This is a genomic window from Streptomyces sp. NBC_01257 (genome assembly GCF_035917255.1).
Taxonomy (GTDB): Bacteria; Actinomycetota; Actinomycetes; order Streptomycetales; family Streptomycetaceae; genus Streptomyces.
The window spans coordinates 6,141,726-6,160,676 of sequence record NZ_CP108472.1 but is presented as its reverse complement, the minus strand read 5'-3'; the positions used below and the strand labels follow the sequence as shown (position 1 = coordinate 6,160,676).

19 protein-coding genes and 1 pseudogene are annotated in these 18,951 nt (G+C 70.7%); 10 read left to right on the top strand and 10 right to left on the bottom strand.

Annotation, left to right across the window (positions count from 1 at the left end):
* Positions 1-115: 115 nt before the first annotated feature.
* Both OG408_RS26960 and OG408_RS26955 read left to right on the top strand, forming a co-directional pair.
* A complete protein-coding gene (locus OG408_RS26960; protein ID WP_326672405.1) occupies positions 116-3,925 on the top strand; it encodes a multifunctional oxoglutarate decarboxylase/oxoglutarate dehydrogenase thiamine pyrophosphate-binding subunit/dihydrolipoyllysine-residue succinyltransferase subunit in 3,810 nt (1,269 codons plus the stop codon).
* Between the two features lie 119 nt (positions 3,926-4,044).
* Positions 4,045-4,230, top strand: coding sequence for a DUF6104 family protein (locus OG408_RS26955; protein ID WP_046907272.1), 186 nt, complete (start codon positions 4,045-4,047; stop codon positions 4,228-4,230).
* Positions 4,231-4,264: 34 nt separating this feature from the next.
* Here OG408_RS26955 and OG408_RS26950 read toward each other — a convergent pair whose 3' ends face one another.
* On the bottom strand, positions 4,265-5,113 hold the full coding sequence (locus tag OG408_RS26950; RefSeq protein ID WP_285564640.1) for a hypothetical protein: 849 nt from the start codon (positions 5,111-5,113) through the stop codon (positions 4,265-4,267).
* 164 nt (positions 5,114-5,277) lie between these two features.
* Between OG408_RS26950 and OG408_RS26945 the strand changes: the two genes are divergently transcribed.
* On the top strand, positions 5,278-6,135 hold the full coding sequence (locus OG408_RS26945) for a DUF4097 family beta strand repeat-containing protein (protein WP_285564639.1): 858 nt from the start codon (positions 5,278-5,280) through the stop codon (positions 6,133-6,135).
* A 1-nt stretch (position 6,136) separates the two neighbouring features.
* Positions 6,137-7,144: a PadR family transcriptional regulator gene (locus OG408_RS26940; RefSeq protein WP_326672400.1), complete on the top strand. Its 1,008-nt coding sequence runs from the start codon at positions 6,137-6,139 to the stop codon at positions 7,142-7,144.
* Between the two features lie 66 nt (positions 7,145-7,210).
* Here the strand turns inward: OG408_RS26940 and OG408_RS26935 are convergent, their stop codons facing one another.
* The 4 genes from OG408_RS26935 to OG408_RS26920 form a co-directional block, all read right to left on the bottom strand.
* Positions 7,211-7,789 (bottom strand): Clp protease N-terminal domain-containing protein, encoded by a 579-nt coding sequence (locus tag OG408_RS26935; RefSeq protein WP_326672398.1) that lies wholly within the window; start codon positions 7,787-7,789, stop codon positions 7,211-7,213.
* Positions 7,789-7,998, bottom strand: a complete 210-nt coding sequence (locus tag OG408_RS26930) for a sigma factor-like helix-turn-helix DNA-binding protein (protein WP_266782775.1) — start codon at positions 7,996-7,998, stop codon at positions 7,789-7,791. The genes OG408_RS26935 and OG408_RS26930 overlap by 1 nt, the downstream gene beginning before the upstream one ends.
* Positions 7,999-8,036: 38 nt before the next feature.
* A complete protein-coding gene (locus OG408_RS26925) occupies positions 8,037-9,002 on the bottom strand; it encodes a zinc-binding dehydrogenase (RefSeq protein ID WP_266782773.1) in 966 nt (321 codons plus the stop codon).
* Between the two features lie 159 nt (positions 9,003-9,161).
* Positions 9,162-10,373 (bottom strand): NAD(P)-dependent malic enzyme, encoded by a 1,212-nt coding sequence (locus OG408_RS26920; protein ID WP_266782771.1) that lies wholly within the window; start codon positions 10,371-10,373, stop codon positions 9,162-9,164.
* A gap of 523 nt (positions 10,374-10,896) precedes the next feature.
* On the opposite strand from OG408_RS26920, the gene OG408_RS26915 reads away from it, so the two are divergent.
* The 3 genes from OG408_RS26915 to OG408_RS26905 are packed head-to-tail and all read left to right on the top strand — an operon-like array spanning position 10,897 to position 13,602.
* Entirely contained in the window at positions 10,897-11,865 is a 969-nt protein-coding gene (locus tag OG408_RS26915) for an ABC transporter substrate-binding protein (RefSeq protein WP_266782769.1), read from the top strand.
* A 28-nt stretch (positions 11,866-11,893) separates the two neighbouring features.
* Positions 11,894-12,844, top strand: a complete 951-nt coding sequence (locus OG408_RS26910; protein ID WP_266782767.1) for an amino acid ABC transporter permease — start codon at positions 11,894-11,896, stop codon at positions 12,842-12,844.
* Positions 12,841-13,602, top strand: a complete 762-nt coding sequence (locus tag OG408_RS26905) for an amino acid ABC transporter ATP-binding protein (protein WP_285564637.1) — start codon at positions 12,841-12,843, stop codon at positions 13,600-13,602. Before OG408_RS26910 ends, OG408_RS26905 begins: the two co-directional genes overlap by 4 nt.
* A gap of 67 nt (positions 13,603-13,669) precedes the next feature.
* On the opposite strand, the gene OG408_RS26900 is transcribed toward OG408_RS26905, so the two are convergent.
* From OG408_RS26900 to OG408_RS26890, 3 genes are all read right to left on the bottom strand, one after another.
* A complete protein-coding gene (locus tag OG408_RS26900; protein ID WP_326672390.1) occupies positions 13,670-14,446 on the bottom strand; it encodes a hypothetical protein in 777 nt (258 codons plus the stop codon).
* Positions 14,443-14,931: a SigE family RNA polymerase sigma factor gene (locus OG408_RS26895; protein WP_266782763.1), complete on the bottom strand. Its 489-nt coding sequence runs from the start codon at positions 14,929-14,931 to the stop codon at positions 14,443-14,445. The genes OG408_RS26900 and OG408_RS26895 overlap by 4 nt, the downstream gene beginning before the upstream one ends.
* Before the next feature lie 147 nt (positions 14,932-15,078).
* The gene (locus tag OG408_RS26890) at positions 15,079-15,768 is read right to left on the bottom strand and encodes a class I SAM-dependent methyltransferase (RefSeq protein WP_285564696.1); all 690 of its coding nucleotides are present in this window, start codon (positions 15,766-15,768) and stop codon (positions 15,079-15,081) included.
* Positions 15,769-15,977: 209 nt separating this feature from the next.
* On the opposite strand from OG408_RS26890, the gene OG408_RS26885 reads away from it, so the two are divergent.
* Entirely contained in the window at positions 15,978-16,607 is a 630-nt protein-coding gene (locus OG408_RS26885; protein WP_266782761.1) for a CGNR zinc finger domain-containing protein, read from the top strand.
* On the opposite strand, the gene sodX is transcribed toward OG408_RS26885, so the two are convergent.
* Positions 16,511-16,969, bottom strand: coding sequence for a nickel-type superoxide dismutase maturation protease (gene sodX, locus OG408_RS26880; protein ID WP_266782759.1), 459 nt, complete (start codon positions 16,967-16,969; stop codon positions 16,511-16,513). The two genes, OG408_RS26885 and sodX, sit on opposite strands and share 97 nt — an antisense overlap.
* 181 nt (positions 16,970-17,150) lie before the next feature.
* Here sodX and sodN point away from each other — a divergent pair, with 181 nt between their 5' ends.
* Entirely contained in the window at positions 17,151-17,546 is a 396-nt protein-coding gene (gene sodN / locus OG408_RS26875) for a superoxide dismutase, Ni (RefSeq protein WP_219567071.1), read from the top strand.
* A gap of 144 nt (positions 17,547-17,690) precedes the next feature.
* Positions 17,691-17,873: pseudogene (locus OG408_RS26870) on the top strand (NUDIX domain-containing protein); the annotation flags it as partial.
* Positions 17,874-17,931: 58 nt separating this feature from the next.
* Here OG408_RS26870 and OG408_RS26865 read toward each other — a convergent pair.
* Entirely contained in the window at positions 17,932-18,738 is an 807-nt protein-coding gene (locus tag OG408_RS26865) for an alpha/beta fold hydrolase (protein WP_266782753.1), read from the bottom strand.
* Positions 18,739-18,951: the final 213 nt, after the last annotated feature.

The window sequence follows — 18,951 nt, the reverse complement described above, 5'->3', positions numbered from 1 at the left end:
TTCGATGTGACTTGCACGACGAAGACCGGCCCGGCCTGCAGAGAACGGCCGGGGAGGCGTAGCCTTGATTTCCGCTGTCCATCACCTTGTGAAGCGGAAGAGGGCGGTTGCCGCCGTGTCGTCTCAGTCCCCCAGTAACTCGAGCATCTCGACCGACCAAGCCAGCCCGGGTACGAACCCGGCTGCTGCTTTCGGCCCCAATGAGTGGCTCGTCGACGAGATCTACCAGCAGTACCTCCAGGATCCCAATTCGGTCGATCGCGCCTGGTGGGACTTCTTCGCCGACTACAAGCCGGGTACGTCCGGCACGGCGGACAAGCCCGTTCCCGGCGCCGCAGCCGCGGGGGCTGCGGTGCCCGCGGCACCTGCCGCCACCGCACCGGCCCCCACCACCGCGCCTGCCGCACCCGCGCAGCCCGCGGCTCAGGCTCCGGCCGCACCCGCTGCCCCGGCGCCCGCACCTGCCGCCCCGGCGGCTCCGGTGAAGGCCGCCCCGGCGAAGCCCGCACCGGCTCCGGCCGCGAAGGCCCCCGCCGCCCCGGCCACCGAGGCCTCGGCCGGCCCCGAGTACGTGACGCTGCGCGGCCCGTCGGCCGCGGTCGCGAAGAACATGAACGCCTCGCTGGAGCTGCCGACGGCCACGTCCGTCCGCGCCGTCCCGGTGAAGCTGCTCTTCGACAACCGCATCGTCATCAACAACCACCTCAAGCGCGCCCGCGGCGGGAAGATCTCCTTCACGCACCTCATCGGGTACGCGATGGTGCAGGCCCTCAAGGCCATGCCGGCGATGAACTACTCCTTCGCTCAGAAGGACGGCAAGCCGACCCTGGTGAAGCCGGAGCACGTCAACCTCGGCCTCGCCATCGACCTGGTGAAGCCGAACGGCGACCGCCAGCTGGTCGTCGCGGCCATCAAGAAGGCCGAGACGCTCAACTTCTTCGAGTTCTGGCAGGCCTACGAGGACATCGTCCGCCGGGCCCGCAACGGCAAGCTCGGCATGGACGACTTCTCCGGAGTCACCGCCTCGCTGACCAACCCCGGCGGCATCGGCACCGTCCACTCGGTGCCCCGCCTGATGCCCGGACAGGGCCTCATCATGGGCGTCGGCGCGATGGACTACCCGGCGGAGTTCCAGGGCACGTCCCAGGACACCCTGAACAAGCTGGGCATCTCGAAGGTCATGACGCTGACCTCGACGTACGACCACCGGGTCATCCAGGGCGCCGCCTCCGGCGAGTTCCTGCGGATCCTCTCCCAGCTGCTGCTCGGCGAGAACGAGTTCTACGACGAGATCTTCAAGGCGCTCCGCATCCCCTACGAGCCGGTCCGCTGGCTCAAGGACATCGACGCCTCGCACGACGACGACGTCACCAAGGCCGCACGGGTCTTCGAGCTGATCCACTCCTACCGGGTCCGCGGCCACGTCATGGCCGACACCGACCCGCTGGAGTACCACCAGCGCAAGCACCCCGACCTGGACATCACCGAGCACGGCCTCACCCTGTGGGACCTGGAGCGGGACTTCGCGGTCGGCGGTTTCGCCGGCAAGACGATGATGAAGCTCCGCGACATCCTCGGTGTGCTGCGTGAGTCGTACTGCCGCACCACCGGCATCGAGTTCATGCACATCCAGGACCCGAAGCAGCGCAAGTGGCTCCAGGACCGGGTGGAGCGTCCGCGCCCCAAGCCCGAGCGCGAGGAGCAGCTGCGCATCCTGCGCCGGCTGAACGCCGCGGAGGCGTTCGAGACCTTCCTGCAGACGAAGTACGTCGGTCAGAAGCGGTTCTCGCTGGAGGGCGGCGAGTCCGTCATCCCGCTGCTCGACGCGGTCATCGACTCCGCCGCCGAGGCCCGCCTCGACGAGGTCGTCATCGGCATGGCCCACCGCGGCCGGCTGAACGTGCTGGCGAACATCGTCGGCAAGTCGTACGCGCAGATCTTCCGGGAGTTCGAGGGCAACCTCGACCCGAAGTCGATGCACGGCTCCGGCGACGTCAAGTACCACCTGGGCGCCGAGGGCACCTTCACCGGTCTGGACGGCGAGCAGATCAAGGTCTCGCTGGCCGCCAACCCCTCGCACCTGGAGGCGGTCGACCCGGTCCTGGAGGGCATCGCCCGCGCCAAGCAGGACATCATCAACAAGGGCGGCACGGACTTCACCGTCCTGCCCGTCGCGCTCCACGGCGACGCGGCCTTCGCGGGCCAGGGCGTCGTCGCCGAGACGCTGAACATGTCGCAGCTGCGCGGCTACCGCACCGGCGGCACCGTGCACGTGGTGATCAACAACCAGGTCGGCTTCACCGCCGCCCCGGAGTCCTCGCGCTCCTCGATGTACGCCACCGACGTGGCGCGCATGATCGAGGCGCCGATCATCCACGTCAACGGCGACGACCCCGAGGCCGTCGTCCGCGTCGCGCGGCTCGCCTTCGAGTTCCGTCAGGCGTTCAACAAGGACGTCGTGATCGACCTCATCTGCTACCGCCGCCGCGGTCACAACGAGGGCGACAACCCGCAGTTCACCAACCCGCAGATGTACACCCTGATCGACAAGAAGCGCTCGGTGCGCAAGCTCTACACCGAGTCCCTCATCGGTCGCGGCGACATCACGCTGGAAGAGGCGGAGCAGGCGCTCCAGGACTTCCAGGGCCAGCTGGAGAAGGTGTTCGCGGAGGTCCGCGAGGCCACCTCGCACCCGGCGCAGCCGCATGTGTCCGAACCCCGGGCCGAGTTCCCGGTGGCGGTGACCACCGCGGTCTCCCAGGAGGTCGTGAAGCGGATCGCCGAGTCGCAGGTCAACATCCCCGACCACATCACCGTCCACCCGCGCCTGATGCCGCAGATGCAGCGTCGTGCGGCCTCCGTGGAGGACGGCACGATCGACTGGGGCATGGGCGAGACCCTGGCCATCGGTTCGCTGCTGATGGAGGGCACCCCGGTCCGGCTCGCCGGCCAGGACACCCGCCGCGGCACGTTCGGCCAGCGCCACGCGGTCCTCGTCGACCAGGAGACCGGCGAGGACTACACCCCGCTGCTCTACCTCTCCGACGAGCAGGCCCGTTACAACGTCTACGACTCGCTGCTCAGCGAGTACGCGGCGATGGGCTTCGAGTACGGCTACTCGCTGGCCCGCCCGGAGTCGCTGGTCATCTGGGAGGCCCAGTTCGGTGACTTCGTCAACGGCGCGCAGACCGTCGTCGACGAGTTCATCTCCTCGGCCGAGCAGAAGTGGGGCCAGACCTCCGGCGTCACGCTGCTGCTGCCGCACGGCTACGAGGGCCAGGGCCCGGACCACTCGTCCGCCCGCCCGGAGCGCTTCCTCCAGATGTGCGCGCAGGACAACATGACGGTCGCGATGCCGACCCTGCCGTCGAACTACTTCCACCTTCTGCGGTGGCAGGTGCACAACCCGCACCACAAGCCGCTGATCGTCTTCACCCCGAAGTCGATGCTCCGCCTCAAGGCGGCGGCGTCGAAGGCGGAGGAGTTCACCACCGGCGGCTTCCGCCCGGTGATCGGCGACGACTCGGTCGAGGCGAGCGCGGTCCGCAAGGTCGTGTTCTGCACCGGCAAGGTCTACTACGACCTGGACGCCGAGCGTCAGAAGCGTGGCGACACGGAGACGGCGATCATCCGGCTGGAGCGCCTGTACCCGCTGCCGGGTGCGGAGATCCAGGCCGAGATCGCCAAGTACCCGAACGCGGCGAAGTACCTGTGGGCCCAGGAGGAGCCGGCCAACCAGGGTGCCTGGCCGTTCATCGCCCTGAACCTGATCGACCACCTGGACCTGGCCGTCGGCGCCGACGTGCCGCACGGTGAGCGCCTGCGCCGCATCTCGCGCGCGCACGGCTCGTCCCCGGCGGTCGGCTCGGCCAAGCGCCACCAGGCCGAGCAGGCACAGCTGGTCGCGGAGGTCTTCGAGGCCTGACCGGTCGCGTACGCAACGAGGGGCCCGGCCCGCGAGTCGATCGCGGACCGGGCCCCTCGGCGTGGGCGCCTCGACCAGGCCACTGATGTGCGCCTTTCGTCCTTCACTAGAATTGCGGCATGTACTTCACGGACCGCGGTATCGAGGAGCTGGAGAAGCGGCGAGGCGAGGAAGAGGTCACGTTCGAGTGGCTCGCCGAGCAGCTGCGCACCTTCGTCGATCTGAACCCCGACTTCGAGGTGCCCGTCGAGCGCCTCGCCACCTGGCTGGCCCGGCTGGACGACGAGGACGACGACGAGGACTGACCGGCCGGAACGCGGGGCTGTTCGACGGGACCGCTCAGGGACCGTCCGGCGCGTCGCCGTCCCTGATCCGGTCGTAGGCGAGACCCAGCGCGCCGTGGACCATCAGCAGCGCCCCGGCGAAGATCCATCCGCCGCTGCGCCGCCCGGCTCCCCAGAGGGCGAGCGGGAGTCCGGCCGCCAGCTGGGCGCCGGCCAGGGCGCGGGCCCGGGGCCCGCGCATCCAGGGACCCAGGCGGCTGTTCTCGACCGCTTCGAGTTCCACCTTCACCGCGTCGCGCCAGCCGGTCCACTCGATCCGTTCGCTCTCCGGCCAGGCGGCAGCCCCCTCGGCCAGCCGGCCGGAGGGCTCGCCGGGGTCGAGGCCGGGCGGGAGTGCGAGCCCGGTGCGGGTGAGCACGGCGAGCAGCCCGCGCAGCCGGGTCCGGGCGTCCGTCCCCGGATCGGGCCGGGTCAGGGCTTCGAGGGCCTGGACGTCCAGGACGGGGTCGAGGCCGAGCCGTTCGGCGAACGTACGCGTCGCCTCGTCCTCACCGGCCGGGGTCCCGTCCGCGAGCCAGACGTAGCCGACCGGGCGGCGGAATCCCGCGGCGAGCGTGTATCCGGCCCGGTCGCCGTCCCACCACAGGGCCAGGACCGGCCAGGTGGAGCCGACCGCGAGTGCGGTGGCCCAGCCGCCGAGCACCCGGTCGACGGGCTCGGCCGGCTCCCCGTCATGCCCGTCGCGCCCGCCCCGCCAGGGCTCTCCCCCGGGTACGAGGACGCTCCAGCCGTCCCCGGCGGGCGCGAGCAGCATCGGCTCGCGCAGCAGTTGGGCGACCGGCCGCACGGTCTCGGGCTCGGCCCGGCACAGCAGGAGTGCCCCCACAGGTGATGTCGCGTCCATGCCCCACACCGTAGGACACATTGCACCCTTTTGATCCTTTTTGCCCCCAATGGCCATCTCGCCTCCTCTCCTTGCGCGCCTTGACTTCCCGTACCCGCGATATATCGTGTTCACCAAGAGACGCGATATGTTGCGTCGTCCGCGCTCCCCAGGAGGTCAGATCCATGCCTGTGTCGACGTGGGCCATTGACGAGCCTCGCAAGCTCACCTTCGACGAGCCCGTCACCGCGCTGAACGTGCGCATCGTCAACGGCACGGTCAACGTCGTCGGCACCGACGAGCCGACCGCCCGCCTGGAGGTCTCCGACATCGAGGGACCCCCGCTGATCGTCACGCAGCAGGACGGCGTCCTGACCGTCGCGTACGAGGACCTGGCCTGGCAGGGCCTGCTCAAGTGGCTCGACCGCAAGGGCTGGCACCGCCGCGCGGTGGTCTCCCTCGCGGTCCCGGCCGGCTCGGCCGTGGAGGTCGGCGTGGTCGGTGCGGGCGCCTTCGTCTCCGGGGTCCGCGGCCGTACGGACGTACGCGGCGTCACCGGCGACACCACGCTCGTCGGGCTCGCCGGCCCGGTCGGCGCGGAGACCGTCTCCGGCAACGTGGAGGCACAGGCCGTCACCGGCGGGCTGCGCTTCCACTCGGTCTCCGGCGATCTGACGATCATCGAGGGCGCCGGCACCTCCGTGAAGGCCGATTCGGTCAGCGGCGACATGGTGCTCGACCTGGACCCGACCGGGCAGCCCACCGACGTCCGGCTGGCCACGGTCTCCGGCGAGATCGCCATCCGCCTGCCGCACCCGGCCGACGCGACCGTCGAGGCGAACACCGCCAGCGGCTCCGTCTCCAACGGTTTCGAGGACCTGCGGGTCAGCGGCCAGTGGGGGGCGAAGAAGATCACCGGCACGCTGGGCTCCGGAGCCGGGACACTCAAGGCGTCGACGATCTCGGGATCGATCGCGCTGCTGCGCCGCCCACCGGCCGATGACGACGCGCACGACGCCGAGCCGACCGGAAAGGTGCTCTGACATGCCCCCCGTATTCGCCCACGGCCGCCTGCGCCTCTACCTGCTGAAGCTGCTCGACGAGGCCCCCCGGCACGGCTACGAGGTGATCCGCCTCCTGGAGGAGCGCTTCCAGGGCCTGTACGCGCCCTCGGCCGGCACGGTCTACCCGCGGCTGGCCAAGCTGGAGGCCGAGGGCCTGGTCACGCATGCCACCGAGGGCGGACGCAAGGTCTACTCGATCACCGACGCCGGCCGGGCCGAACTGGCGGGCCGCACCGGTGAGCTCGCGGACCTGGAGCTGGAGATCAGGGAGTCGGTCTCCGAACTGGCCGCCGAGATGCGCGACGACGTCCGGGGCGCGGCGGGCAAGCTGCGCAGCGAGATGCGGGCCGCCGCCGACGAATCCCGGCACACCGGCTCCGCCCGGCCGGGCGGCGGCAGGGCGGGCACCGGCAAGGAGCCCCCGTTCAGAGGCTTCGGTGACTTCGGCGACCTCGGTGACAACGAGGCCTGGCGCACCGCGAAGGAAGAACTGCGCAAGGCCAAGCAGGAGTGGAAGGAGCAGGCCCGCCGGGCGAAGGACGAGTCCCGCCGCGCCCGCGAGGAGGCCCAGCAGGCCCGCCGCCAGGCCAAGGAGGCCCAGGACAGGGCGCGCGAGCAGATGCAGAACGCCGCCCGCCAGGTCCAGGAGCACTTCGCCCGGGGCGACTGGCCGGCGGGCGTACGGGAGGGGCTGGCGGAACTCACCGGCACCCTGGGCGGCTTCGCCCGCACCGGGACCTGGCCTCCGTACGTCAAGCCGGAACCCGCCGACGCCGACCCCGACTGGGGCAAGGACGCGGGCGGCACCGGGGACCCGGCCCGCGATCTGGACCGCCTGCTCGACCGGTTCCGTGACGACATCCGCGACGCGGCCAGGGACCGGGGGGTGACGGAGGACCAGCTCACCGAGGCCCGCCGCCACCTGTCGACGGCGGCGGCCCACATCGGGGCGCTGCTGCGGGGGAACACCGACGGCGGCACGAAGTGAGGTAGCGGCGGCAGCACCGAAGGCGGCGGGCGGCCCGGGGACCACTCCCCGGGCCGCCCGCCGCCTTCAGCTCGCCTTGCGGCTGTCCTGCTCCTCGCCGCCCTCCCCGTACAGCGCGCGGCTGACCGTCCCGTACGTGGCGCCGTGGTCGGCGAGCACGTCGGCGACGACTCCCGGGGATGCGGTGAGGGCCAGCAGCAGGTGCTCCTCGCCGATGAAGCGGTCGCCGCGGCCGAGTGCGATCCGCAGCGACTTCTCCAGGATCTTCTTGCCCTCCTGGGCGAACGGGCGATGCCCGGTGCGCCGGCGGCGGGTCCTGCCGCCGCCCGCCAGGACCCCCTCGCCGTGCGCCTCCTCGATGCGGGAGACGATCGCGGTGAGATCGATGCCGATGCCCGCGAGGGCGTCCGCGTCGGCCTTCGTCATTCCGCCGCGCCTGCGCGCGTCGGCGAGTGCCGCCTCCACCGACGCCCTGCGGTCCGTGAGGCCCAGTGCGGCGACGGCGAACGAGGCCCGGCCGCCGTCCTGGTCCAGCAGGGCGAGCAGCAGATGTTCCGCGGTGATCGAACCGGCGTCGGCCCGCTCGGCGTGAGCCACGGCGCCGGTCACCGTGGCGCGGGCTCCCTTGGTGAATCGCTCGAACATCAATGCCTCCCGTACTTCTTGTGCACGGCCTGCCGGCTGACACCCAGTTCGGCCGCGATCTCCTGCCACGACCAGCCCTGCACCCGGGCGCTTCTGACTTGTACGGCTTCGAGCTGCTCCAGCAGCCGCCGCAGCGCGGCGACCGACCGCAGCCCCACCCGGGGGTCGCGGTCGCCGGCACGCTCGGCGAGATCCGTTGCTTCGGTCATGGTGTCAACCTACATTGACACCATGACGCGCGTCAACCTTAGTTGACAGTCAGCACGATCTTCCCGAACTGGTCGCCCGCCGCGAGCCGCTCGAAGCCCTCGCGGGCCCGGTCCAGCGGCAGTTCCTGGTCGATCACCGGCCGCACCCCGGTGTTCTCGCAGAACGCCAGCAGGTCCTCCAGCTCGTCCCTGGAGCCCATGGTCGAGCCGACCACCTTCAGTTCCAGGAAGAAGATCCGGGTCAGCTCGGCGTGCGCGGGTCGGTCGCCGCTGGTGGCGCCGGAGATGACCAGCGAGCCGCCGGGGCGCAGGGACTTGACGGAGTGCGACCAGGTGGCGGCGCCGACGGTCTCGATGACGGCGTCGACCCGGTGGGGCAGCCGCGCGCCCGGCTCGAACGCCTCGGCCGCGCCGAGTTCCACGGCCCGCCTGCGCTTGGCCTCGTCCCGGCTGGTGGCGTAGATCCGCAGCCCGGCCGCCCGGCCGAGCATGATCGCGGCGGTCGCGACACCGCCGCCGGCGCCCTGGACGAGCACGGAGTCGCCGGGCCGCACCCCGGCGTTGGTGAAGAGCATGCGGTACGCGGTCAGCCAGGCCGTGGGCAGGCAGGCGGCCTGCGCGAAGGTGAGCCCCTTCGGCTTGGGCAGCACGTTCCAGCTGGGGACGGTGACCTGCTCGGCGAACGTGCCCTGGTAGCGCTCGGTGAGGATGGAGCGGGGCTCGTCCGGACCGACACCGTGCCCGGTCTGGCCGATGACGGAGTGCAGGACGACCTCGTTGCCGTCCTGGTCGACGCCCGCGGCGTCACAGCCGAGGATCATCGGCAGCCTGTCCTCGGCGAGGCCGACGCCGCGCAGGGACCAGAGGTCGTGGTGGTTGAGGGAGGCGGCCCGGACGTTGACGGTGGTCCACCCGGGACGCGCCTCGGGAGCGGGGCGTTCGCCCAGCTCAAGGCCGTTGAGGGGGTGGTCGCGGTCGAGGCGGGATGCGTAGGCGGCGAACATGGGGCCGACGATAGGCGGGCCGCCGGGCCGGCGTAACCGGCTGCGGGTGTGACACGCACCGCGCGTGACGGCTGCTCAAGCACCTCCGGCGATCGAGCAGCGGGGGTCCGGGGCGGCGCCCCCGGAAAGGCGCCGGCCCCGGACCCCCGCTTCAGAGCCTCAGCGCCGGGCCACGCCCTCGGCCCGCGCGGCCGCGGCCACCGCGGCCGTGACGGCCGGGGCGACGCGCTCGTCGAACGGCGACGGGATCACGTAGTCGGCGGCCAGCTCGTCGCCCACCACGTCCGCCAGCGCGTTCGCCGCGGCGATCTTCATGCCCTCGGTGATCCGCGAGGCCCGCACCTGCAGCGCACCCGCGAAGATGCCGGGGAACGCCAGCACGTTGTTGATCTGGTTCGGGAAGTCCGACCGCCCGGTCGCCACGACGGCCGCGTACTTGTGCGCGATGTCGGGGTGCACCTCGGGCGTCGGGTTCGCCATGGCGAAGACGAACGCGCCGGGCGCCATCGAGGCGACCGCCGGCTCGGGGACCGTACCGCCGGAGACGCCGATGTAGACGTCCGCACCGGCCAGCGCGGACTCCAGGGTTCCGGTGAGGCCGGCCTTGTTCGTCAGCTCGGCCAGCTCCCGCTTGACGTCCGTGAGGTCCTCGCGGTCCCGGCTGACGATGCCCTTGCGGTCGGTGACGGCGACGTCACCGAGCCCCGCCTCCAGCAGGAACTTCGCGATGGCCACCCCGGCCGCGCCCGCGCCCGAGATGACGGCGCGCAGCTCGCCGAGGCCCCGCCCGGACAGCTTCGCGGCGTTGCGCAGAGCGGCGAGCGTGACCACGGCGGTGCCGTGCTGGTCGTCGTGGAAGACCGGGATGTCGAGCCGCTCCTGGAGCCTGCGCTCGATCTCGAAGCACCGCGGTGCCGAGATGTCCTCCAGGTTCACACCGCCGAAGGACGGGGCGAGCCGGACGACGGTCTCGATGATCTCGTCCGTGTCGGTGGTCGCGAGCGCGATCGGCACCGCGTCGACGCCGCCGAACTGCTTGAACAGGATCGCCTTGCCCTCCATCACTGGAAGGGAGGCCTCCGGTCCGATGTCGCCGAGCCCGAGCACCGAGGTGCCGTCCGTCACGACGGCGACCACCTGTGACTTCCACGTGTAGTCGTGGACCAGCTCGGGATTCTCCGCGATGGCGCTGCACACCTTCGCGACGCCGGGGGTGTACGCGAGGGACAGGTCGTCCTTGTCCCGGATCGGGACGGTGGCCCGCACGGCCATCTTCCCGCCCCGGTGAAGCGCGAAGGCCGGATCGAACGGCTCGTCGGTCGCGCTGCCCGTGTTGCTGTCGCTGCGAGGATTGACGATCTCCGCTGCCATGGTGTTGACCCCTTAGGTATTCATCGTTTGAGGGTGGCCACTCCTGGTTGAGGAGGGGTGGGCGGGCACCGCGTACGTTCCCTGCGCTGGGCGATTGGCCCGCCCCGGCAGGGGGAGGTACATACGCGCGGGCGCGCCGCACACGCGCCCTGAGCCCCGGATGAGGGGTGTAAACGTCCTTCTTACCGGACAGGCGGCATCGCGGACGAGTCGATATGCCCACGGTGACGTGACTCATAGTGGGGCATACAGACAAGTCGGCCAGCCGACATGAAACCCGCCCAGAGCAGGTCCGGGGCAGGCGATCTTCCGGCAGGAAGAAGCGATTCCAGTGATAGGTCCGGCCTTGATGTGCCGGCCCGCTGGGTTCGGGGGTGTCCCGTTACCCGATTTTGACATGCGGCGCCCCCTGATTGGGCTAGTCCGAATGGCAAGATGCCGTAATCACACAAGGCGGCGACACCCGACGCCGTGTGCCATACCGCCTGGCGACACCACCCTCACCTGCCGGAGGAACCCGATCATGACCGCACGCACCACTCGTCGTACGACCGCGAAGTCCCGGATTGCCGCGGTCGGCGCCATCGCGGTCGCCGGCACCATGCTGCTGACCGCCTGTGGCGACCAGACGAAGAACGACTCCGGAGACTCCGCCTCGGCGAAGGCGAGCGACGGCGCTTCCGCCTCCTCCCCCGCCGACCTGCTCCCCGCGGACATCAAGTCCAAGGGCGTCATCAAGGTCGGTTCGGACATCGCGTACCCGCCGGTCGAGTTCAAGGACAAGTCCGGCAAGACGGTCGGCATCGACCCCGACCTCGCGGACGCGCTGGGCAAGGAACTGGGTGTGGAGTTCCAGTTCGAGAACGGCACCTTCGACACCCTGGTCACCGGTCTGCGCGCCAAGCGCTACGACCTGGCGATGTCGGCGATGACCGACACCAAGGACCGCCAGGAGGGCATCGACCCCGAGACGAAGAAGAAGGTCGGCGAGGGCGTCGACTTCGTCGACTACTTCACCGCCGGTGTCTCGATCTACACCAAGAAGGGCGACGACCAGGGGATCAAGACCTGGGCCGACCTCTGCGGCAAGAAGATCGCCGTCCAGCGGAACACCGTCTCGCACGACCTGGCCAAGGCCGAGTCCAAGAAGTGCACCGGCGGCAAGAAGATCGCCATCGAGCCGTACGACAACGACCTGCAGGCCCAGACCCGGCTGCGCTCCGGCGGGGCCGACGCCGGCTCCTCGGACTTCCCGGTCGCCGCGTACGCGGTGAAGACCTCGGGCGGCGGCAAGGACTTCCAGATCGTCGGCGACCAGGTCGAGGCGGCGCCGTACGGCATCGCCATCGCCAAGGGCAACGACCAGCTCACCAAGGCCGTCCAGGCGGCGCTGGAGGCGATCATCAAGAACGGCGAGTACGAGAAGATCATCGCCAAGTGGGGCGTGGAGGCCGGCGCGGTCACCGAGGCCAAGCTGAACGGCGGATCCTGACCGGATCCGGCGCTGAAAGGCATCAGCCGTGACTGACATCGAGAAGACGGGCCAGGCCGACCGGCTGCCCGCACCCCCCACACCGTCCGCGGGACCGGAGGCGATCAAGGCCATCCCGGTCCGGCACTACGGCCGGTACGTCTCGGCGGTCATCGCCATCGCCGCGCTCGTCGCGATCATCTACGCCTTCAGCCAGGGCAAGATCAACTGGGGCGCGGTCCCGGACTACTTCTTCGACGACCGCATCATCAAGGGGGTCGGCCAGACCCTGCTGCTGACCGTCCTGTCGATGGTGATCGGCGTGGTCGGCGGCATCCTGCTGGCCGTGATGCGCCTGTCGAAGAACCCGGTGACCTCGTCGATCGCGTGGTCCTACATCTGGTTCTTCCGCGGCACGCCGGTCCTGGTGCAGCTCTTCGTCTGGTTCAACCTGGGTCTGGTCTTCGAGTACATCAACCTCGGGCCGATCTACAAGGACTACTGGTCGAGCTTCATGACGCCGCTCCTGACGGCGCTGCTGGGCCTCGGCCTCAACGAGGCCGCGTACATGGCGGAGATCTGCCGCGCCGGTCTGCTCTCGGTCGACGAGGGCCAGACGGAGGCCTCGCACGCGCTCGGCATGAGCCACAGCAAGACGCTGCGCCGCGTCGTCATCCCCCAGGCGATGCGGGTGATCGTGCCCCCCACGGGCAACGAGGTCATCAACATGCTGAAGACCACGTCGCTGGTGGCGGCCGTGCAGTTCTACGAACTCTTCAAATACGCCCAGGACATCGGGCAGACATCCGGGGCCCCGGTGGAGATGTACTTCCTCGCCGCGGCCTGGTACCTGATCATGACCTCGGTGCTGAGCGTCGGGCAGTACTACCTGGAGCGGTACTACGCCCGCGGCTCCAGCCGGAGTCTGCCGGCCACCCCGATGCAGAAGATCAAGGCCAACATGCTGTCGCTGGGCCGCCCGAAGGGAGGCATGGCATGACCGCCATGGTGAAGGCCGAGGGCGTCCACAAGTCCTTCGGCGCCGCACACATCCTCAAGGGCATCGACCTGGAGGTCGCCCCGCGCGAGGTCTTCTGTCTGATCGGCCCGTCCGGCTCCGGCAAGTCGACGTTCCTGCGGTGCATCAACCACCTGGAGCAGATCAGCGCCGGGCGGCTGTCCGTCGACGGAGAGCTGGTGGGCTACCGCCAGAAGGGCGACAAGCTCTACGAGCTCAAGGACAGCGAGGTCGCGCTGAAGCGCCGGGACATCGGCATGGTCTTCCAGCGCTTCAACCTGTTCCCGCACATGACGGCCATCGAGAACGTCATGGAGGCGCCGGTCCAGGTCAAGGGCGAGTCCAAGGCGGTCGCCCGGGCCCGCGCGGAACGTCTCCTGGACCGTGTCGGCCTGTCCGACAAGGCGAAGAACTACCCCTCGCAGCTCTCCGGCGGACAGCAGCAGCGTGTGGCCATCGCCCGGGCGCTGGCCATGGAGCCGAAGCTGATGCTCTTCGACGAGCCCACGTCGGCGCTCGACCCGGAGCTGGTCGGCGACGTCCTCGACGTCATGCGCGGTCTCGCCGAGGACGGCATGACGATGATCGTCGTCACCCATGAGATGGGCTTCGCCCGTGAGGTCGGCGACGCGCTGGTCTTCATGGACGACGGCGTGGTGGTCGAGTCGGGCCACCCGCGCGACGTCCTGACCAACCCGCAGCACGACCGGACGAAGTCGTTCCTGTCCAAGGTCCTGTAGCTGCCGCACCACGCCGCGAGGGCGGTACGGACCATGCCGGTCCGTACCGCCCTCGCGTGCGTGGGCCCTACTTCTCCGGCAGCAGCTCCGGACTGAGCATCAGCGTCCGCAGCTGCGCCCGCGTCAGCGGCGGGGTCTTCAGCAGCGGCCCGAGCGCGGTGCCCGCCTCGAAGCCGGTGCTGTCGCGTACGGCCAGCTGCCCGCCGCCCTTCAGCGTCAGCCGGCCCACCAGCTCCGGACCCCACTGGGGCGTGCCGTCCCCGTAGTCCATGGCGTCGCTCCACATGGTGAGCACCCGCCCGTCGGGGAGTACCTCACGGACGCAGTCGGTACGGGCCGGCTCCCCCGCCCCCACCTTGCAGAGGTCGGTTTCCCGGGGGCGGTCCCCGAACTTCTTCGCCAGCGCCGCGGCGTTGCGGACATCGACGGTCAGATAGCCGACCCCGCCGTCGCGGCGGACCGCGTACTGCCCGTCCAGCGGCCCGTACGGATGCTCCGCGGCCTGTTCCGGTGTCGCGTGCTTGATGATGACGGCCAGCGACACCTGCTCCACCGAGCCGACGCCCCGGGGCAGCAGCTCGGTCAGTTGGCGGGCCCGCTCGCCGGTGGCGCCGGGCTTGGCCGGGGCCGCCACCGACGAGGTCCGCGGGCTCTGTTCCTGTCCCCCGGAGAGCCCCGGCACCACGAACGCACCGGCCGCCACCGCGCACACCGCCGTCGCCGACACCGCGGCCCGGCGGCGCCACCGCACCCGGGCCGCCCTGGCGTAGACCGCTTCCGTGCTGATGACCGGCGGCCCCGCGTCCTCCGCGGCCCGCCCCAGCAGCTCACGCACGTCGTTCATACCAATTCCTCCGCCATCTCGGCGCGCAGCGCCGCCAACCCCCGAGCCGCGTGGCTCTTGACCGTGTTCTCCCGCATCCCGAGCAGTCCGGCCGTGGCCTCGACGCTCAGGTCCTCCCAGTAGCGCAGCACCAGGACGGCCCGCTGCCTGGGCGTGAGCCGGGCGAGCGCCGCCCGGACCGCGAGGCCGGTGTCCGTGTCGGGTGCGTGGGCCGCCCGTTCGGGCAGTTCGCCGTACGACTGCTCGCGCCGCCAGAAGCGCCGGCGGGCCGCGATGAAGGTGTTGACCAGGGTCTTGCGCGCGTACGCCTCGATGTTGTCGAGCCGCCCGTGCCGCCGTCCGCCGAGCACCACCTTGACCAACGTCGCCTGGACCAGGTCCTCGGCCTCGTGCCGGTCGCCGCAGAGCAGGTAAGCGCTGCGGAAGAGTGCGGTGCGTCTGCTCTCGACGAAGGCGTGCAGTGCGGCGTCGTCATCGCTCCGCATCGTCAGCGCCCCTCTCCGGGTCCGCGGGCGCGGACCGTCTCACCCTTCCAGTGCGGTGGGACCCGCGGCGGGTTGCGGCGAAGGGCGGACAAACATGAAGGGGCGGCCCGGACCGTCGTCCGGGCCGCCCCTGGAGGCATGCTGCCGTCACTTCACCGCGAGCACCAGGCTGTCGGACGGCGAGGACCAGACGGCGCGGGCCTCGGCGAACCCGGCGGCGCGCAGGGTGGCGGCGTGCCACGCGGGGGACGGCATGTCGCCGTCGGCGTGCTCGCCGTAGATCGCGAACCGCTCGGCGGTGGGCCCGGCGAGCACCGGGTCCTTCGCGGCCAGGGCCCACCAGTCCGCCCAGTCCAGGGCTCCGGCGGCCCTGGCCCGGTCCATGGCGGCGTGCCGGTGGGCGCGCTCGGCGGCGTTGATCCGGGGGGTGTCCGTATCGATCATGTGGTCGGCGTTCATGAACACCCCGCCGTCGCGGACGAGGCCGCCGAGCTGCTCGTAGAGCGTGGTGAGCGGTCCGCTGTGCAGCCAGTGCAGCGCGGTGGCGGTGAGGACGGCGTCGTACGAGTCGTGGGGCAGCCGGTCCGTCCACCGCGGGTCCTTGAGGTCCGCGGTCACGAAGGTGACGCGCTCGTCGCCCGCGAAGGAGCCGCGGGCGATGGCGAGCAGCGCGGGGTCGAGGTCGACGCCGGTGCTGGTGGCGTTCGGGAACCGCCGCAGCAGCCTGTCCGTAATACTTCCCGTACCGCACGCGAGGTCGAGCACCCGCGGTTCGGGGCCCGTGAGGGCCTCGACCATGTCGAGCATCACCCGGAAGCGTTCCTCGCGGTCGGGCATGTACCACTCCTGCTGCCGGTCCCAGCTCTCCTGCCAGGCCTGCCAGTCGGCACCCGTACCCGCACCCGCCCCTGTCTCCACCGTTCGCGCCGCCTTCGCCGTCTCCGTCACCCGAAACCCTCCACGCCACACATGTAATACCCTGGGGCCACAACAGCCCATTACATCACCGTCGCACCGACTCTAGACCGACGCCGTAAGGACTACAAGTGGAACTGGCCTATTACTCGGACTACGCCCTGCGCCTGGTCAACACCGAGGAGCCGGCCCGCAACAAGGACGCCCTCACCTCGGTCGACGCGGTGCGCGAGCTCTTCGGCGACAACGGACAGGCCGCGCGGCGGGCCACCGACGCGGACGTGACCCGCTTCCGTTCCGTACGGGCCCGGCTGCGCGCGGTCTTCGAGGCGGCCGACGGCGGCGACGAGACGCTCGCGGTCGACCTGCTCAACTCACTGCTGCTGGAGTTCCCGGTCAGCCCGCAGATCTCCGGCCACGACTTCCGGGACGCGGACGGGAAGCCGGACTGGCACATGCATCTCGCCGACCACCCGTCCAACGCCACGGCGGGCTACACCGCGATCGCCGCGATGGGCCTCGCCTTCCACCTGACGTCGTACGGCGTGGACCGGCTCGGGCTGTGCGAGGCGGCGCCGTGCCGCAACGCCTACCTCGACACCTCGACCAACCGCTCCCGCCGCTACTGCTCGGACCGCTGCGCGACCCGCGCCAACGTCGCCGCCTACCGGGCCCGGAAGCGCCTGGAGACAGAGCGCGCCGCCGACACCGGCCGCAGCGCGGACACCGCCCAGCCCACGACGCCGCGCACCGAGCGCTGATCCTTCGTCAGCGGCCGGTAGCGGGCCCGGACCCTGGCCAGCACGAGCTCCTCGGGCACGGTCCCGTAGTCCGTGCTGTCCCCGCCCGCGAAGCTGTTGTCACCCAGCACCCACCAGCCGCCGGCCCGCCGCTCCACCGCCCGCTTGACCACCAGCAGGTCCTGCTGGAACGGATGCCGCAGGATCACCACGTCACCGGGGCGCACCGGCGCCCCGTACTGCACGAGCAGCCAGTCCCCGTGGTGGAGCGTGGGCACCATGGAAGGACCCGTCACCTCCACCACCTGGAACGGCAGCCGCGCCGCCGGCCCCCGTCCGGCCTGCTCATCGGTCAGCTCCGGCACCTCCGGCACCTCCCGCATCTCTCCGGCACCTCCCCGGTCCGTCCAGTACACCGTCCCCCAACAGGGTTCCGTACATTCGGCCACTGGTCCCATAGTCACCCTGGACTTTTGGCCTAAGCCCATGGGGGCACCCGCAAATTAGGGCTTCTCACGGAGTAATGTCCCACCTGAGAAGACGATCACGAGGAAGGACAGCCCCATGCTTTCCCGCCTGTTTGCCCCCAAGGTGAAGGTCAGCGCCCACTGCGACCTCCCCTGCGGCGTGTACGACCCGGCCCAGGCCCGCATCGAGGCGGAGTCCGTCAAGGCCGTCCAGGAGAAGTACCAGGCCAACGAGGACCCGCACTTCCGGGCTCGCGCGGTGGTCATCAAGGAGCAGCGCGCCGAGCTCGCCAAGCACCACGTCTCGGTGCTGTGGAGCGACTACTTCAAGCCCCCGCACTTCGAGAAGTACCCGGAGCTGCACCAGCTGGTCAACGACGCCCTCAAGGCGCTGTCGGCCGCGAAGGGCTCCACGGACCCGGCCACGGGCCAGAAGGCGCTCGACCTGATCGCCGAGATCGACAAGATCTTCTGGGAGACCAAGAAGGCCTGATCCACGGTTGGGCCGTCTGACCTGCGTTTGCGCTGGTCATGTCGGCTACCTGTCCGCACCCGGTCTGCCGGACGCCGAGAACGGCGTCCATCGCGGACCGGGTGCGGTCTTTTTCGTCCGGCCACGGGTGCGCGTATGTGCAGCATCGCCGTCGTCTTCGCCACCCACGAATGGACCGGCGAACCCGAGAACCGCGAACCTCACAAGCACTCCCAGGTCCGCTGGATCAACGTCGACTCCATCCCCGCGGACTTCGTGGACGCCACCTCAAACGCCCTGCACCGATACCTCGGGGGCGGCCCGGACGTCTCCCTCCACGGCTGGTGACAGAGGCTCGCCGCTACTCGTCGGAAAGGTGTACGTGCCCGGGTGCGGTTTGCCCGGTTCAGCCGCGCAGCACGCGTTCCGCCGTCTCCCTGACGACGTCGGCCAGGGCGCCCGGGGCCGTGAGGTGGGCGATGTGTCCCTGGCCCTGGAGTGTGACGACGTGTGCGTCGGGCAGGGTCGCCGCCAGGTCGGAGACGCGTTCGCGCAGGTGGGCCGGGCTGAGGTCTCCCTCGATCAGGGTCGTCGGTGTGCCGAGGGCCGCGAACCGGTCGATGCCGACGCCGAGCGCGTCGAGTGCCTCGTCCTCGGCGATCTGCGCCGGCGCGTAGGCCGCGAACGCCGCCTGCACGCGTACATCGGCGAACATCTCGTCCACCGTGCTCGCGGGCATCCGGACGATGTCGCGCATGTGGATCCGCATCGCCTCGACGGGGTCGCCCGCGTCCAGGGCGGCCCGGGCGCGTGCCCCGGCCTCCCCCGCGAGCAACCCGCGGGTGGGCATCGGGGGTTCGTAGAGGAGGAGGCCGGCGAAGGCGTCCGGAGCGATCAGTGCGGCCTCCAGCGCCGCTACGGCGCCCGAGGAGTGTCCGACGAGCAGCACCGGGGAGTCGAGGAGCTCCCGTACGGCGACGATGTCGGCCGCGTCGAGGGCCATCGAATGGGGCAGCACGACGTCCGCCCCGGGGGCGTAGATCCGCCGGTGGATCCTGACGACGCGGAAGTCGTCGGTCAGGCGGCCCGCGACGGCGGCCCATGTCGTGGCGTCGCTGCCGCCCGGGTGGACCACCAGCAGGGTGGGCCCGGTGCCCTCGTCCAGGGCGGTGACGGGGTGACCGTCACCGGATACTGCGAGAAGTTCAGTCATGGTGCGAGCCTGCCCCAGCCCGCCGACACCGCGCCGACCTCTCCGGCAGCCCCCCGACACGGCGCCGACAGAACGCCGATGAAGGGAAGACGGGCGGAGGGGCGAGGGTCGGGGTATCCCCCGTGTTCTTCCGGATGACCGCCCCATCGCACGGGGTCACGCCTCACCGACATCCTGGGCTGCGTGCACAGGCGTTCACCGCTTCCGCGATGG

Bases quoted from the DNA above. Each gene is read 5' to 3' on its own strand.
- OG408_RS26955 (WP_046907272.1), top strand. From the start codon at position 4,045: ATGTACTTCACGGACCGCGGTATCGAGGAGCTGGAGAAGCGGCGAGGC.
- OG408_RS26950 (WP_285564640.1), bottom strand. From the start codon at position 5,113: ATGGACGCGACATCACCTGTGGGGGCACTCCTGCTGTGCCGGGCCGAG.
- OG408_RS26945 (WP_285564639.1), top strand. From the start codon at position 5,278: ATGCCTGTGTCGACGTGGGCCATTGACGAGCCTCGCAAGCTCACCTTC.
- OG408_RS26940 (WP_326672400.1), top strand. From the start codon at position 6,137: ATGCCCCCCGTATTCGCCCACGGCCGCCTGCGCCTCTACCTGCTGAAG.
- OG408_RS26935 (WP_326672398.1), bottom strand. From the start codon at position 7,789: ATGTTCGAGCGATTCACCAAGGGAGCCCGCGCCACGGTGACCGGCGCC.
- OG408_RS26930 (WP_266782775.1), bottom strand. From the start codon at position 7,998: ATGACCGAAGCAACGGATCTCGCCGAGCGTGCCGGCGACCGCGACCCC.
- OG408_RS26925 (WP_266782773.1), bottom strand. From the start codon at position 9,002: ATGTTCGCCGCCTACGCATCCCGCCTCGACCGCGACCACCCCCTCAAC.
- OG408_RS26920 (WP_266782771.1), bottom strand. From the start codon at position 10,373: ATGGCAGCGGAGATCGTCAATCCTCGCAGCGACAGCAACACGGGCAGC.
- OG408_RS26915 (WP_266782769.1), top strand. From the start codon at position 10,897: ATGACCGCACGCACCACTCGTCGTACGACCGCGAAGTCCCGGATTGCC.
- OG408_RS26905 (WP_285564637.1), top strand. From the start codon at position 12,841: ATGACCGCCATGGTGAAGGCCGAGGGCGTCCACAAGTCCTTCGGCGCC.
- OG408_RS26900 (WP_326672390.1), bottom strand. From the start codon at position 14,446: ATGAACGACGTGCGTGAGCTGCTGGGGCGGGCCGCGGAGGACGCGGGG.
- OG408_RS26895 (WP_266782763.1), bottom strand. From the start codon at position 14,931: ATGCGGAGCGATGACGACGCCGCACTGCACGCCTTCGTCGAGAGCAGA.
- OG408_RS26890 (WP_285564696.1), bottom strand. From the start codon at position 15,768: ATGCCCGACCGCGAGGAACGCTTCCGGGTGATGCTCGACATGGTCGAG.
- sodX (WP_266782759.1), bottom strand. From the start codon at position 16,969: ATGCGGGAGGTGCCGGAGGTGCCGGAGCTGACCGATGAGCAGGCCGGA.
- sodN (WP_219567071.1), top strand. From the start codon at position 17,151: ATGCTTTCCCGCCTGTTTGCCCCCAAGGTGAAGGTCAGCGCCCACTGC.
- OG408_RS26865 (WP_266782753.1), bottom strand. From the start codon at position 18,738: ATGACTGAACTTCTCGCAGTATCCGGTGACGGTCACCCCGTCACCGCC.